This is a genomic window from Pseudomonas sp. Choline-02u-1 (genome assembly GCF_002836515.1).
In the GTDB taxonomy this organism is placed as follows: domain Bacteria; phylum Pseudomonadota; class Gammaproteobacteria; order Pseudomonadales; family Pseudomonadaceae; genus Aquipseudomonas.
The window spans coordinates 1-15,372 of the sequence record NZ_PJBC01000005.1 but is presented as its reverse complement, the minus strand read 5'-3'; the positions used below and the strand labels follow the sequence as shown (position 1 = coordinate 15,372).

The following is a 15,372-nucleotide window of genomic DNA, read 5'->3' as shown; positions in this document are numbered from 1 at the left end:
GATCGCAGCCTTCGGCAGCTCTTACAGGTCCGATTTCCACATCAAGAGGTGGTGTCAGAGTCATTGGATGGGCACCGCTTTGATCGTGGCGCGCGGGCCTGATGTGGGTAAAACCGCCGGCACGCCTTGCGCAGATGCCGGCAATTGCGGCGCCTGCATGTCCGGCATCGCCCAACTGCGTTCCGGTTGCAAGCCGCCCTGCGCGCGGCGCATGAAGTCGTAGCGGTTGAGGGTGATGCTGCGCCCTGCTTCGCTGTCGCGGATGATGTACGGGCGCAGAAACACCATCAGGTTGGTCTTGCTGATCGCCCGGCGTTCGTTGCGAAACAACGCGCCGATGCCCGGAATCGTCGACAGCCACGGCACCGCATCATTGCTCTGGCTGTAGCCGTCCTGCAGCAAACCACCGAGCACCATGATCTGCCCATCGTCGAGCAGAATGCTGGTGTCGATCGCCCGTTTGTTGGTGACAATGCCCGCCGAGGTCACGCTGTTGGACGCACGCTCATCGATGCTGCTGACTTCCTGGTAGATATCCAGCTTCACCGTGCCGCCCTCGGAAATCTGCGGGCGTACGTTGAGCTTGAGGCCGACCTCTTCGCGGGTCACGGTCTGGAACGGGTTGTTGCTGGTGCCCCCGCCGCCGGTGACGTAGCTGCCGCTGACAAACGGGATGGTCTGGCCGACAAAAATGCTCGCCGCTTCGTTGTCCAGCGTCAGCAGATTCGGCGTCGACAGCACATTGGTGCCGCCCTTGCTCTTCAACGCCCGCGCCAACACCTTCAGGTCGAGAATCTTGCCGATGCCGGGAATGTCGACCGTGCCGTTGACGTAGCCGAGGTTCAAACCCTGCGGCAGTACGTCGATGCTGTTCTTCGCCCCCGTGTTGAGCCCCGCGCCCCCCAGATTGGCGCCACCGATCACACCTTTGCCGCCCAGATCGCCGGTCTGCCATTGCACGCCGAATTCACTGGCGTCATCCTCGCCGACCTCGACGATCAGGCTCTCGATCACCACCTGCGCGCGACGCTGGTCAAGCAAATCGATGACTTCACGCAAGTTGCGATACAGCGGTTCCGGTGCAGAAATCAGCAGCGTGTTGGTGGTGGCGTCGGCCTGAATCGTCACGCCGCCAGCGCTGAAAGCGACGTTCTGTTCGTTGCTCTGCGTACCGCCACTGCCGGTGCCGCCACCACTGCCCTGCGCATAACTGCCGCCGGTTGCGCCGCTGCCAGTCGTCGTTGAAGTGCCAGTGCTCGGTGTGCTGCTCTGGCCGTTCTGCCCGGCGTTGCCGCCGGTGCTGCTGCCCATCGCGCTGAGCACCGAACGCGCCGCGTCGCTGCTGCCGCTGTCACTCTCACCGGTGAGCAAACCACGCAACGCCTGCGCAAGTTTCGCCGCCTGGGCGTTGCGCAGGTAAACCACATGCAGATTGCTCGGATTGCTCTGCGCGTTGTCGAGTTTGTAGATCAAATTGCGCGCCAACTCGGTACGCTCGGGGCTGCCGGCGCGGATGATGATGGAGTTCGAGCGCGGGTCGCCAATCACGGCGATTTTCTGCGTCGGATCATTGCCCGGCGCGTCGAGCAAGTCGGCCACCATCGGCGCGATATCGGCAGCGATGCCGTTCTGGATCTGCACCACATCGGTGTCGATCGCGCTCGGCGTGTCGATGCTCTCGATCAACTGCGCGACGCGGGTAAGGTTCTCGGCGTAATCGGTGATGACCACGGTGTTGTTGCCGGGATAGGCATTGATCGGATTGTTCGGCGAGACAATCGGGCGCAGCACCGGGATCAGGTTCACCGCGTTCTCATATTGCAGGCGAAACGTGCGCGTGAGCATGCCGTTGCCGGCCGGTTTGTCGGCGCTGTAGATCGGCCCGCCGAGCAGTTTTGCATCGGCCTCGGGAACCACCTGCGCCACGCCGCCGACATCGACCACGCTGAAGCCTTGCATGCGCAACGCCGCGAGCAGCATGTCGTAGGCCTGACGAGCCGGCACCTGGCCTTCCGAGACCAGGGTCAGATTGCCCTTGACCCGGGGATCGACGAGAAACTGCTGCCCGGTGGCCCGCGACAACGCCCGCACCACCGCTTGAATATCCGCCTCGACAAAATTCAGCGTCACCGGTTGCTCGCCCAACGGATTGCGCGGGGTCGCATTGCCCGGCGCAGCGCCAGCACTGCGACCGCGCTGACTGATGTTGTGCAACTGCTTCGGCACCGGCCGCGCCTGAGCCTGCGCCCGTTCGCGATCGGCCACCGCATCGCCGCTGCGCTGGGTGTTGGCCAGCGGCCGGCCGAGTTCACTGTCGACCAACAGCGGCGGCTGGTTTTGCGGCGCCGTGGTGCTGTTGCACGCGCTCAATGCCATCAGCAACAACGGCAGCGCCAGACGTGCCGGTTTGCAGCGTGACTCCTTCATGAAGCTTCCTTAGCGCCCTGCGCCTGATCCATGCGAACGGTGCCTGACAAAGTGCCGGCGGTGACATCGGTCGAGGTTTCGTTTGCGCGCTGCAACTGCGCCTCGACCACCTGCAGAGAAAGTTGTGATGGCTGGCTGAGCAGCCAGTCGAGCAGCGCATCGGCCGGCGCGGCGTCGACATTCAGCTGCCACGCGCCACCCTCCGCCGCTTGTAATTGGTAATGCCCGGCCAGCCCCGCCGCTTGCAGACTTTGCTCCAGCGACTGGCCAACGCTCTGCCCCTGCGGTCGCACGTTGACGCTACGCAACAGCACTTGCAGCGCCTCGGTTTGCGCGCGCAACTTGGGCGTTTCGCTCTGCCAAAAAGTGATCCTGGCCAACGGCGGCTTGACCAGCGTCAGCCAGATCAGCAGACCGACAAGCACCAGCGCCATGGCGGCGACCATGCGTTTTTCGCGCAGCGCCAACGGCTGCCACCGCGCCTGCAACTGGCTGCTGAAACGCTGCAAGCGCGCACGGTAAATCGCCAGCGTCGCCCTACTCATCGTCTGCTCCGCTGTCGTCGTCATCGTTGGTGTTGGCGGTGGTTTCATCGCTCGGGCGCAAGGTCCAGCCTGCGTCATCGGCAGTCACGCTGATGCCGGCCTGGGCCAATGTGCTTTGCCAATCCTTGTCGTTGCCGCCACGGTTTGCATCGCTCACCAGCGCCAGCTGCAAAGCGCCGTCGCGGTAACTCAGGCGCTCGACACTGTCGGCCATGAACGGCATGCCCGTGCCGGCCTGCAACACCAGCCGATTGAAGTGCTGCGACGGGTCATCGACCGCGCCTTTTTGCCGTTGCTCCAGTTGCTGACGCGCCTGTTGCAGCGGGTTGAGAATCACCGGCAATTCAGGAAACGCCTGTTTCACCCGCTGACTCATCTGCGCCTTGAGCCGCTGGCCCTGCCGCGCTTCGCGAGCGGCGTAGAGGTTCAGGCCGACCACCCAAACGGCCACGGCCAAAGCCACACACCCGACAGCACGACCCCAGCCACGCTGCTCGCCGGCGGTTTGCTGCAGGCCACCGTGCAAACCCCAACTTGGCAAGGGGCCGACCCAGCGCTGTGTCGCGTCAGCTGCGAACGATGCCTCGTCCACTTCGTCGCCGAGCAACGGCTCAACCTGCGCGCTGTTCAAACTCTCGCGTCTGAGTACGTGACCGTCCGCCATGCACACGACAACATCCGGTAGCACCGGCAGGCTATAAGGCGCCGGATACAAACCGCGCAAACTCAACCCCGCCTGCTTGAGCACAGCGGCTAAGCGCTGCAAATGCTGCCGCGAAACCCAGGCAATCTGCACCTGCCCGCTCGCATCGCGAGGGCTGTGGCCGATATGCATCTGGCTGCTGTCGCCGAGCATCAATGCCTGCGCCGCGCACTGCACAGCGGCCGCCGTTTTGTTCGCGGGCAACGGCGGCAGATCAATGCTGGCGAGCAGGCTGTCGGCCGGATGCAGAAAACACAGCAGCGGTGGTTGCTTCGGCCGTTGCCCTAACTGACTCAAAGTGAGCCGATCCTCACGGCTGACCTGCCCCTGACGATCCAGCCAGGCGCAGCTCACTTCGCTGTGCAATGCCAGCTCCGCCAACGGCGGCAACGCGACGCGCAACTGGCTCATGCGCCCACCCGCGACCAGATCACCTGCGGCAGCCGATCCTCGCTGCGGTGCAGCAATGCGTCGAGGCTGACCCGACGCTGATCACGCCGCGCCTCACCGCGCAAACGAAACCAGTCGCTGGTGATGCCGACTTTGACGCTGCTCATTTCCAGCTGCGGCATGCGCAAGCGGTTGACAAAATCGCCGCGATTGATAAACCAGCGCCCGGCATCACGCTCGGCGATCAACGCCGTCGCCCGCTCCAGCGAAAGCCCCGGCACATACGCCGCCAGCACCTGCGCCGTGGCGGTGTTGCCGTTGATCCACGTCGTCGCCGGAACCACCGTCACATACGGCGCCAGTTGGCCGATCAGCGCATCGGTCACGCCTTCGACGCTGCGCAAGTCATCGAGTGTGCGAAGCATCGGCACCTTCGGTGGCGGTTTGTGATCGGCATCCGGCGAAGTGGCGCGGCCACTGTCGAAACCGGCTTTGCCCGTCGCGCCAATCTGCGCATTCAGCAAATGCGGATAACCGGCAATCATCCGCTGACGAATGCGCTGGCCGACAACGGCACTCACACCAATCAGCTCGCACAAGCGCTCGAACGCCTGCACCTGCGCCTCATCGATGCGCTCATTGGCGACCAGATTGCGCAGGTTGAACTTGCCCTGCTCGTCCTCCAGCCGCCCGGCAAAACCCGCCGCCAGCAACGGCTGCGCCCAGGGCTGATCACGCCGGGTCAACGGATCACGCAGGCGCGCATCCCAGAGCAACTGCCGGCTGATCTCCAGACCACCCTGCGCGACCCAACGCCCCTGCACCCGCTGCTGATCGGCCTCCAGCGCCCGGGTCGCCACGCTCTGACGCGTCAACATCCCCGCCGCAATCACCGCCACCACGGCGGCAATCAACAACGCGCTGATAATCGCCATACCCCGTTGCTTCGCCCCGTTGAGCGAACCTGTGTTCACGGCCGGCCTTACAACTGCCAGGAACCGATATCGGCATTCACGCCATCGCCGTCCGGCTGGCCATCGGCGCCGAGGGAAAAGATATCGACCTCACCATTCGCGCCCGGGTTGAGGTACTGATAAGGCCGGCCCCACGGGTCATTAGGCAAACGCTCCAGATACGAACGCCAGTTGCTGTTCTTCGCATCCGCCGGTCGCTCGACCAACACCTTCAGCCCCTGATTCATGCTCGGATACGTGCCGTGATCGAGGCGATACAACTTCAACGCCTGCATCAACCCACCAATATCCTGCTTCGCCGCCGTCGCCCGTGCCTGATCCGGCCGGTCGAGCACCTTGGGCACCACCATCGCAGCCAGAATCCCCAGAATCACCACCACCACCATGATCTCGATCAAGGTAAAACCCTGCTGGCTACGCGGCATGCGCGGCGACTGACTGAGCGTGTTCAAAGGTGCGATATCCATCTCGACATTCCCTGGCTTGATCCGAATTCGACGCGCAGTGTTGCAAGAAGATATGTCAGGGATGTTGAAAATCCTCGGGTGTTTCCGTCGTCAAGCCGTCAAGGACGCGGGTTAGCGTCGAGGGCTGGGTTTTGCTTTTGGGCCATGTATGCGCGCGCGAACGCGAGAGGAAGGATTCACCCTGATTGAAGTGCTGGTGGCGCTGGCGATCATCGCCGTCGCCATGTCAGCCGCCGTGCGTGTGGCGGGGTTGATGACGCAGAGTAATGGGCTGTTGCGCGATAGATCGATTGCGCTGATTGCTGCGCAGAGCCGGATGGCTGAGCTACGGCTGGAAGGTCGATTGCCGAATGGGGTGAAGGCTGTTGAATGTGATCAAGGACGGCTTATGTTGCGCTGTGAACAGGTGATCGCCAGCGCAGAGAATGGGCGGCTGCTCAGGATTGGAATCCAAGTATTCGACCGCAACCAAGACGCCCCACCGTTGGCCAGGCTTGAGACGTTGCTAAGCCGCCCGGAAAACCAATCGCCCTGATTCTCCCGAAACGTCGAACCATCAAACTAACCTGATCCTACAAAAAACCTCTGTATTTCCCATACAGCCAAAGCAGTGACGTCCCGCCGCACACGAAATAGCCGACATGAAATGGACTCGTCGCCCAGAACCTGAGTCCTCTGGGAAGGCGTTGAACGGCGTCGATCAGCAAGGGTTCCTGCCGTTGGATACTCTTGGATGTAATCAACCGACTGACAGCGGTCATCCGCTGAGTTCTCGAGTAAAAACTTCCCCCTGATGAACCACAGTCCATGGATAGGTACAGCCACTCAGCAAAGTGTTTTTCCAGAGCATCGAGTTTTGTATAAACGGCATAAAAAATCATTGCGCAGTTGATCACGCCCATCAAGATTTGCACCCCACATGCCCAGGCAAATACTGTGCTGGTGATTTCCATTACTCGGAATACTCATGAATTTCTTGTCCCACTAACTCTCCTAGCTCTGTCATCTTTGTTCCTGTCTCCACGGAACCTGCCGCACCGACCACAAGCACACACACAAGTTTTCCCATTCCTTTCAATTTCGCACATACCGCCAAACCTACTTTCCCCCCGATATCCACCAGCAAGAGCTCCAGCGGTACCGCCGACCATTTTCCCTCCCTCGACAAACCTCACTTGCCTGCATTCCGCCTCGCGGTCGGACGCGCAGACCTCGTAGATTTTTGAGCTGGATGCGCCCAGTTGCAGACCTATGCCGAGATAACCACCTCCCTTCATGAACTTCGCTGCTCTGGCAACGCCCGCAATGTTGGTCGCATATCCGGGCAGTTGTGCCGGTGCACCTGCTTTACCCCACCGGTGAACAATTCGGCGGGTGGACAATCCCAGTGCACGTTTGAGTTTTGGATGATCTGGCAGACCGGAACCTTTGCGTACCAGCGGCCCAAGGCTGGCATCCAGTTTCACCATCAGGCGTTTGCGTTTGACAAAGAACTCCGGCGAATGCAGATGGCGATGTTGGGTGTATTGCTGCTGATGCAGTTGCTCCAACGCTTTGAGGGTGTTTTTCAATCCTTCCAGATGCTGCCCGATCATGAATGACGCAACGCCCAATGTGCCTGCCGACACCTCCAGAAACGGCTCAATGACCTCATGATGCTCAACCATGAACGAAGCTTCTTCATCCGAAAGATCTTTCAACGCCTCGTTCACCTTCTCCGCAGCCGCCATCATTTGTGCTTCTTCGCGTCGGCACATGTAGTTACGTGAGTCGCTGAACAAGACCATTTGCCCAGGCTTGACCCGCTCACCGAGATGTCGATTGAGTGAACGGAATTCGCGACGCAGTGAGTCGCCGGGACTGATTTCGTACAACTCCCGTTCAAGCGCCGCTAGCGTCATGGGTTTCTGAACGATGTGAAAACCCGATTCAGCCGGTTGCGGCAAGGTGTAGGCGTGTTCCTCCACCAAGTGTTGTGCAGGAGGTGGCTCGGGTTTGGGGTTGAAGGCATTCCAGGAGGCGCCGCCGTTGTCTGTAGCCATGCGCGGCTTCACCAGTGCCCAATCACCGTTACGCACAGCATCGATGAGTTTTCGCTCATTTGCGCCTTGCATGTAGTTGCTACGGTGCAGGCCCATGGCGTTTAACAAGTCGTCGAATCCGGGCAAGTCGTCCGGACGACTCAATGCCTGTCGGAACTGCTCCATGGCTTCGTAGGCATCGAGGATCTGCTCTCGCTGCCCATGGAACTCGCTTAGCGGGATGAGTCTGGTCACATCCGTGTCCCGTTCTGAAAACGCAGGACTTTGGCGAACGGACTCAGGTTTGAATGCAGGACGGATCGGTGTCCGTTGTAGGGAAAATCCGGCTTTCTGACTTACAGACGCCGCGCTCAAATCATCAATGTTTTATGGCGGCACTGGGTGGGGCAGAAAATAGATCCGTCGCCAATGTTTGCTCCCACAGGTGTCAGCGTCGTACACAACATCTGCAATCAGCATAAAACCCTGTGGGAGCGAACTTGCTCGCGAAAGCGCCAGCCCTGATAACAAATCATCTTTCTGGCGCCCACAGACATCTACCTCACCCCGCCACCTCCAAATTATCCATCACCCGATTCACCGCCAGCTCCCCCAACATGATCAGTTGAGCAACCCCCAACAACGCCCGCCGCTGCGGAGCGGGCAACAGGCTGGAAATGTCCTGAGCAATCGTCTTCGCCGAAGCAAGCGTTTCACTCGCATCAGCCAGCAGTTCTTCATTCTTGGTATCCGCCGTCACCGCATACATCCCCCGCGCCTTACGTGGCGGAGGCAGGAGATTGTTGGGCGACAGGTAATGATCGAGCGCGCGATCAGCGGCTTCGTGGAGTTTGTTGGAATCTAGGGATTCGTAGGGAGACGTGGGGTCGGTTTCGGGCGGGTTGGGGGTTGGTTTGATCATGAGTGAATCTCCAAATCATAGAAAAGGAGCCATCATCTTTTCGCTACCAAACGAAGGGGTGGTGGCCATACGAAGGTTGGTAGACCGGTGACTTGGAAAACCGGCGCGCCCGAAGACGCCCTGCGCATGGCCACCATAAAGCAACAGCCCCTAAAAGGACTGAATCGGGTGACGCAATGCGCCAAGTCTAAGCCGGGCTACCAAACCCGATCGCTGATTCGTCAGCGACCCGACCACAATAGAACCCGGCCCCAAAGCGCACAAGCCGGCGGATTCTGGCGCAGCTGTAGGCAAAGGCGCAAGGATATGTAGCCTGGGAGCGTGACTGGAGATGTTTTTTTAAACATTTGTGTTTATGAGGCGGAATCGCGCCACGTTGGGCGGGACAGATGCGTCCCGTATCGGCCTGTTAAGCTGACTTTCACCCTTGAAAACGGCAGCTTTCGGCCAAAAGCAGACCATTCAGCAATGGCCTAACAACAAGTTTACGTTAAGGTTTGGAGGTTTCTTCGAAATCCGTAGCGCTTCAAAGGCCCGCAATCGACTCTGAACGGAAAGGAATACGTGCTGTACTGCTCTTAACGGCCGTTCAAGGGCGGCCATAGACCTGAGTGAACTGTAATAGCCTGCCTATCAAAAGGCCAATACACTGGAAATCGCCAAACGGAGCGGAGTCAAGGAACGATGGCATATCCAACAGAGATACCTTTCCACACTGCGCGCCAGTTGCTGGACCACTTGTCCCCTCTAAACCCTATTTGGGATGCTGGAAGATTCATCTTTAGAGGTCAGCCAAGTGATGAGTACAAGCTGACACCATCAGTGTGCAGGCGTGGAACAGGCTCATTCGCCTATGGCTCGCCAAGGAGGATGTTTGACGCCTCAACGGCTGGGCAAGTGGCCTTTGAGCTGGAGATATTGAGGAAATTTCTGATTGGCTGTGATCGCTCAGGGCTAAATGTTCCGGGTTACACCGAACAGTTGAGCGGAACACTTGCCGATGGTTGGGGTTCGTTCCAAAGTCCGCATATCCCTTGGCCGTCGACTCAACTATACGAAATCATGGCCGTAGCTCAACACTACGATGTGCCCACTCGCCTCCTAGACTGGACTGAGAGAAGCTTTGTCGCCTGCTACTTCGCTGCCTCTTCGGCAAACCTTGAGATTGATAGCAGAGATATGCCGAGGCTGGCTATCTGGGCTCTGGACACCACTTATGCTATGCACTGGAAAACAGTGAGGGTGATTAGGACTCCAGGGGGAACGAGCAAAAATCAGGCGGCTCAGTCGGGTTCATTCACTACCCATGAGGTTAAAGGATATAACCCAGACGACTTGTATCAGGTAGAAGCGCTAGAGGATGTTGAAGAGATTTACAGCATGACAGGGAGCCACACGCCACTTGTCAAAATGACCTTGCCGATTGGGGAGGCCCCCACTTTACTAGACCTTTGTTCGCGACTTGGCGTTGATGGCTCAACGCTCTTTCCCGGCTTCCATGGTGTGGCAAAAAGCGTAAGAGATTGGGCTAACGTTGAGGTTGGTGTGAGGCCGTCTCAGTCACTCATCCAGGAATACAACGAAGACGGCTACGATCCAGACTTCCATTAAACAGCAGTCGCCTGCGGGGCATTCGAAGCAACAAACCGAATCGCCTCTGACTTCCTAGACGCCTTCGACGGGCTCCTTTTGGTTGAAAATCGTCGTTCATGAACGGCAGTAAATCGGCCAACAGTCGCCCTTTCTTGGAGGGCAACTATCGGCCAAAAGCAGTCATTTCAAAGCGTCTATCTGTGGCATCGTTCGAGAGGTAACTAGGGCTAAAGATGATTGGTGCAATAGTGAAGGGATGAAGGCAAGTCCGTTAAGTCACCCAGGTGACAGCAGATGTTGATAAGTCGCTCCAGCCAGCGGTGAGTTCAGCTAATTCTTCCCGCACCAGATAATCAAGGACGATACCCAAGCCATGTAATTCTGGAGTCAACATAGCCACAGTGGACGGTCTCACACTGCTCCTGTACAGCACGCCATATGTGCGGCAATTGAAGAGGTGGCCAGGCGGCTCTCTGAAAATAGTGCAGGGAGTGTCGCTGCAAACGCAATTACGGCCATGGAAACGCTGGACGCGAATACTCAAGACATCAGACACGATTCTGCGACTACGGAAGTCACAGGCACGTCCACCCCCCAATTACCCCTATTACATAAGAAGTTCCGATGAAATTAGGGGGCGTCAGTACTGACCGACCGTTTGCATTCGACTTGATCGTCAGACTCAGCAGTGACGACCGAAAGAGAACGGTCAAAAGGAGACAATTGTGCTTAGATCATAGCTGCGAGGATAGAGACACGGTTCATCCCTAACATCTTTCCTTACGTGGCGATTTTTTGCACCCTACCGTGTCTTTACGCAGCATTGGGTCGGAATGGTAAATCGTTGGGCCCTAATGAGGAGGAAAAAACTGGTGCTGGCCACATCTCAATGTTTAGACTGTGATTAAGGGTGCTCTCAGAATTACATAAAAGGCCTTCGATAGAATTTATTACAAGGGTGGGGATAGGCATGGATGACATCAAAAAGCTGGTTATAGAAATTGAAAAGCATAATTTTATGTTGGCCGCTCTCCATCATAAATCGGCAAGGAAAAGCGCCTCGGCGAAATTAAAAGAATACAATCTCGACAATCGAATAATTGATGCGTGGGAGTCGGTTGGTAAATCTGTAATAAATTTATATTCAGCTTGCCGAGCTGTTGATATTGCTGATAAAACCTCGGGAGCTTGCTCTTTAGCAGAAAGAAAAATAAAAGTTTGCGTTTATGAGCAGCTAGGCAACAAGATCAAGTTGACCAATAAAGGGATGTTTGGTCGCGGAGCGGCTTCGCACGAAAAGAACTCCGTCGAAGTTAATAACTCCCTTACCAATCAGCTAGTCGGATCTATTCAGTACAATTTTGGCTATACAAAATTAAACCATGAGTTTATTGATATGCTATTGTCCCTAGAGTCAATAGACATAGCCCCGGAAAAAGATAGCAAGACGAAACTACAGGAGTATTGTCAAAGTGTTGGCAAGAGGTTGCCAAGTTATACTCTACTTGAAGAGGAAGGACCTGCGCACTTACGGAGATTCAAAGTCAAGGTGGAAGCTCTAAACTTTCAATGTGAAGGTGTGGGGCCGTCTAAGCGATTGGCTGAACTCCAAGCCGCAGAGCGTTTTATTGAAAATCACTCCATACGAGTGCAGCGAAAAAAGAAATCGGTAAATGCAAAAAAACAGGTCGATTATATTTCAGCGACGAAGTTGATGCCGTCGCCGATCAACTCTCGTAGACTTGATTCGATTATAAAAAAGTTGAAGCTGCCAATCTGGTCTGCCCCGCTAGTTAGTCTGGCTTTAACTCATCGCAGCTACAATTTGGCAAAGGCGAACTCAATTATAGGTAAAAACAATACTGTTTTGTCCTTTTTGGGAGCTAGCGTTATTGAATGGATAGCATTCGATTCGGTTATTAGAAATTTCAGCTTGGATGATCTTTCAAAAGCTGGAGGAATTCGAGAGATAGTTAGGGCTATAGTCAATGAGCGTAGTATTAGTAATATTTATGAGGGGCTTCTAACTTTCGATGTGCTTTTATTAGGGGCTGGCGAAAAAAACTTAACTCAAGCCACTAAGTGTGAATTTGTCCAAGCGTTATTTGGTGTGATTTTCTTACTTGAGGAAAGAGAGTTAGAGTCTGCAGAAGCTTTAATTAACGACGTGCCTATATTTTTAGATCACTTTGTAACTAAACCTAAGAACATGGATTTGTCTCGCGACGAGGTCGTCCCGGTAAAATCAGTATTTCAAGAAAAATGCCAGATTTTAGGTTTGAAGGTTAGATTTAACACCGAAGTGTTAGTTCGCAATCAACAACGGAGCGCAGCGCCGAGTATCACTATTGAATCGAACTACCTTGATAGTGTCCTAAGGATCCAAGGGGACACACAGCTTTCTAAAATAAGCGAGGGAAAACCAAATGTTGTACTAGAGTCGGAACTCGCTCGGAACAACAAAAGCATATTCGACGCAATTTTTATTAGTGAGGACGCTCCCGCATTTGAGGTCAATCAATATCATTATGTAAAGTGGCTTATTGAGCACTCCATTAGTTTGGCAAGGAATGCGGGAGGGAAAAGTGAGTCATTAAGGATTTCCAAACTCATAAATAAAAATTTCCTGGCTGTAAATTTTGTTAAAAAAATGAACTTTACGAGTTTTGAACGCTTCATTGAGCTAATAAGTGAGTTTGTTGATCTGGAAGCACACTTGAATAAGGCTGGCCTTATAAAATATTACGGTCATGCTGGTAGGAATTTAGCGTCAAACAAAAATATTGGGTTGTCGAAAACTATTACTGATCTCGAATTGGAGTTGTCTGAAGCGGATCCCCTTCAAGAATCGCACGATATACGAAAAATGAGTGCGTTTAAAAGTTTGATTTCTGAAGCAACCATCACTCGGTTAAAAGGTGGAGATGTAGCCGTTACCAGTATCGGCGAAATTGTTGAGGAATTTAAACTTCTTCGACGAGGTGAGGCAAATATAATCTGCAAGGCTGATCCCCTTGCTGAAGTCTTTGAGGTCGATGGGGCCCACTTGTGTCTACTTGACATTTTTTTTAAAGCTGTGGACGCCAAGGATGATGCGATCATTGTTGAGTTTGATATTGATAACGACAAGCTATGCATAGAAATTAAAGGTCTCACAAAGAGTGAGCAAGAGTCTGTGCTTTTGTCTTCAACCTTGACTGATTTAAAGATTATACTTGGTGTAACTAAAATAGTTGTATCTGAAGATGTTATTGTAATATCTATAGGTTCGCTCGCAACAAGTGTTACTAGAAAAATCACCTTGGAGCTTTGGTGGGAATACTATTTTAAAGACCCTTATGAGAGGGCTGCAAATGACCGTATATCTTCTATATTGCACGATGTAAAAAATAGCATATTGGGCTACTGCTTTACTTCTGAGTATGCTAGAAATAAAAGCATAGGGCGAGAACGGTACTTGCTTGCTGCTGATGCTAGCGGCCACTTGGATAAGGCTAGGGTCGCACTAAATATCGTAAAGAATCTTTCCAAGGAAACTGGTTCAGCAACCGTTGCTCCCGTAAAAATAAGTGTATTCATTAAGGCATTGATAAGCGAGTTGTGGTCATGGATTCCGAGTTCGATTAATTTGATTTTTTCACCTTGCGATTCGAAGGTTGAGGTCTCTACTGACGAGCTTCGCTTGCGGGCGTTAATAAGTAATCTCGTCAAGAACTCTGTAGAAGCGATGTCTGGTAGCGGGAGCGTCTATATTTCATACAGTATAGAAGAGACGTTGGAAGGCATGGAGTTCGTTATATCTGATTCGGGCCCTGGGTTTAAGGCGGAACAGCTAGTCGCGCTGGAAAATGGTGTTCCGCTTAAAACATCTAAGAAAAATGGCCATGGCATAGGTCTCATGGCAGTAATGTTAACGGCTAAGGAATTAGGCGGGAGCATAGTTTTTTCGAATGGTGAAAATGGAGGGGGCGCTGTTAAAGTCTGGATCCCTTCAGTACACAATAATGAAGAGCAGAGTAGCGAGTACAGTTTATGATAAATATTCTTTGGGCTGACGACCAACAGGAAGTGATTGCTAGCATAGTGCGAGTTTTAGGGCTGGCTGACGTAGTTTTCGAATTTTCTAATGACGGCGAAGATGCCCTGCTCAAAATCCAAAAAAAAACTTATGACCTCGTACTTATTGATCTGGCCATGCCCCCAGGCCGTTGGGGGGGGTTGTGGCTTTTGCAAAAAATCAATGAATTAAAACTCAACCTCCCTTCAATAGTTGTCTCTGGGGAGGGCAGTCAAGCTGAGACAATCAAGGCGATCCGATTAGGGGCTGTCGATTATGTTACAAAAGAGAATCTCCTAACTGAACTTCCACAACAGCTGAAGCGCGCCTTAGATAATAAATCACAACAGCAAACAAGCTTGCTGTCTATAATTAAGTGCGGTGAAACAGATGTTGTCGAATTTAAATCAACCTTGAGGATAAATCTGCGAACCGGTATTAAAGATCGTGAGATGGAGCTTTCGGTACTTAAAACCATAGCCGGTTTTTTCAATTCTTCAGGAGGGACGTTGTTGGTCGGGGTCAACGACGACGGCGAAGTCTTGGGTATTGATAGTGACTTGTTTCCCAATAATGATAAATTTCAACTTCATTTTTGGAATATTTTCAGGGAGGCAATTGGTGCGGAATTTTCTGAATTTGTCAGGTCGGATGTAATAAAAGTTGATGGTAAATTTGTTTTTTCTGTGAGCTGTCTTCCCAGTAATCGACCAGTGTTCCTAAAGTGGAAAGTTGCGGGGCAAAGTAAGAATGATGATTTATTTTATGTGAGGATAGGCCCTCAAACAGATTTGCTCGGTATAAGGCAAGCTATAGCTTACATTGAGGATCATTTTTAAATAATGGGCAGGTATTTATGTCTAAAAATAAATACCTCCTCGTTTTTTGCTTTTTGTACTCCCCTCAACTTCCCCGTGAAGACCCCAACGCTAATCCTTTTCGACTTCAGTGGCTGGTGCAAGATCCGGTACGACGCGTTCAAGATCTGCGGGATTAAAGCATATTGAATGACGATTTCGCCTATAGCGTCAGACTCGGATACCGCGATAGCACAGAGTCATCTTTATTAGGAGCGACTGTTTTTGGCCGATAGCGGACAAACACGATTGTTGGTTTCTGGGTTAAAGAGAACGCTACGACCTAGGAATTGCCTCTTTTTCCCCCACTCTACAATTCGGGCCTCACCAACCTCGGCAACACCACCCCCTCCCCCCACCCCCCCCCCCCCCTCCCCCTCCTACACCTCTGACCCACCCCCACAATAGAACAGCGC

The 15,372-nt window shown here is 53.8% G+C and carries 12 protein-coding genes and 1 pseudogene; 5 read left to right on the top strand and 8 right to left on the bottom strand.

Annotated elements, in window-relative coordinates; all coding sequences use genetic code 11:
• Positions 1-60: 60 nt before the first annotated feature.
• Genes gspD through gspG form a run of 5 tightly spaced genes read right to left on the bottom strand, consistent with a single transcriptional unit; the run spans position 61 to position 5,506 of the window.
• Positions 61-2,427 (bottom strand): type II secretion system secretin GspD, encoded by a 2,367-nt coding sequence (gspD, locus tag CXF97_RS06010; RefSeq protein WP_101157127.1) that lies wholly within the window; start codon positions 2,425-2,427, stop codon positions 61-63.
• A complete protein-coding gene (gene gspM / locus CXF97_RS06005) occupies positions 2,424-2,972 on the bottom strand; it encodes a type II secretion system protein GspM (RefSeq protein WP_101157125.1) in 549 nt (182 codons plus the stop codon). The genes gspD and gspM overlap by 4 nt, the downstream gene beginning before the upstream one ends.
• Positions 2,965-4,086 carry a type II secretion system protein GspL gene (gene gspL, locus CXF97_RS06000; protein WP_101157123.1) on the bottom strand — a complete coding sequence of 374 codons (1,122 nt, stop codon included), beginning with the start codon at positions 4,084-4,086 and terminating at the stop codon, positions 2,965-2,967. Before gspL ends, gspM begins: the two co-directional genes overlap by 8 nt.
• The gene (gspK, locus tag CXF97_RS05995; RefSeq protein ID WP_101157121.1) at positions 4,083-5,000 is read right to left on the bottom strand and encodes a type II secretion system minor pseudopilin GspK; all 918 of its coding nucleotides are present in this window, start codon (positions 4,998-5,000) and stop codon (positions 4,083-4,085) included. The genes gspL and gspK overlap by 4 nt, the downstream gene beginning before the upstream one ends.
• Before the next feature lie 47 nt (positions 5,001-5,047).
• Positions 5,048-5,506, bottom strand: coding sequence for a type II secretion system major pseudopilin GspG (gene gspG, locus CXF97_RS05990; protein ID WP_024013159.1), 459 nt, complete (start codon positions 5,504-5,506; stop codon positions 5,048-5,050).
• A gap of 148 nt (positions 5,507-5,654) precedes the next feature.
• Here gspG and gspI point away from each other — a divergent pair, with 148 nt between their 5' ends.
• Positions 5,655-6,041: a type II secretion system minor pseudopilin GspI gene (gene gspI, locus CXF97_RS05985; RefSeq protein ID WP_101157118.1), complete on the top strand. Its 387-nt coding sequence runs from the start codon at positions 5,655-5,657 to the stop codon at positions 6,039-6,041.
• 37 nt (positions 6,042-6,078) lie between these two features.
• Here the strand turns inward: gspI and CXF97_RS05980 are convergent, their stop codons facing one another.
• The 3 genes from CXF97_RS05980 to CXF97_RS05970 form a co-directional block, all read right to left on the bottom strand.
• Positions 6,079-6,459: a hypothetical protein gene (locus tag CXF97_RS05980; protein WP_101157116.1), complete on the bottom strand. Its 381-nt coding sequence runs from the start codon at positions 6,457-6,459 to the stop codon at positions 6,079-6,081.
• Between the two features lie 12 nt (positions 6,460-6,471).
• The gene (locus CXF97_RS05975; protein WP_101157114.1) at positions 6,472-7,782 is read right to left on the bottom strand and encodes a hypothetical protein; all 1,311 of its coding nucleotides are present in this window, start codon (positions 7,780-7,782) and stop codon (positions 6,472-6,474) included.
• Between the two features lie 307 nt (positions 7,783-8,089).
• Complete coding sequence (locus tag CXF97_RS05970) at positions 8,090-8,449, bottom strand: DUF6124 family protein (protein WP_016774969.1); 360 nt, start codon at positions 8,447-8,449, stop codon at positions 8,090-8,092.
• 684 nt (positions 8,450-9,133) lie between these two features.
• Between CXF97_RS05970 and CXF97_RS05965 the strand changes: the two genes are divergently transcribed.
• The 4 genes and pseudogenes from CXF97_RS05965 to CXF97_RS05950 all read left to right on the top strand — a co-directional run bounded on the left by CXF97_RS05965 (position 9,134) and on the right by CXF97_RS05950 (position 14,938).
• Positions 9,134-10,060 carry an FRG domain-containing protein gene (locus CXF97_RS05965; RefSeq protein WP_256589708.1) on the top strand — a complete coding sequence of 309 codons (927 nt, stop codon included), beginning with the start codon at positions 9,134-9,136 and terminating at the stop codon, positions 10,058-10,060.
• 344 nt (positions 10,061-10,404) lie between these two features.
• Positions 10,405-10,620: pseudogene (locus CXF97_RS28400) on the top strand (hypothetical protein); the annotation flags it as partial.
• 392 nt (positions 10,621-11,012) lie between these two features.
• Positions 11,013-14,078: an ATP-binding protein gene (locus CXF97_RS05955; protein WP_101157112.1), complete on the top strand. Its 3,066-nt coding sequence runs from the start codon at positions 11,013-11,015 to the stop codon at positions 14,076-14,078.
• Positions 14,075-14,938, top strand: a complete 864-nt coding sequence (locus CXF97_RS05950; RefSeq protein WP_101157110.1) for a response regulator — start codon at positions 14,075-14,077, stop codon at positions 14,936-14,938. Before CXF97_RS05955 ends, CXF97_RS05950 begins: the two co-directional genes overlap by 4 nt.
• Positions 14,939-15,372 lie beyond the last annotated feature (434 nt).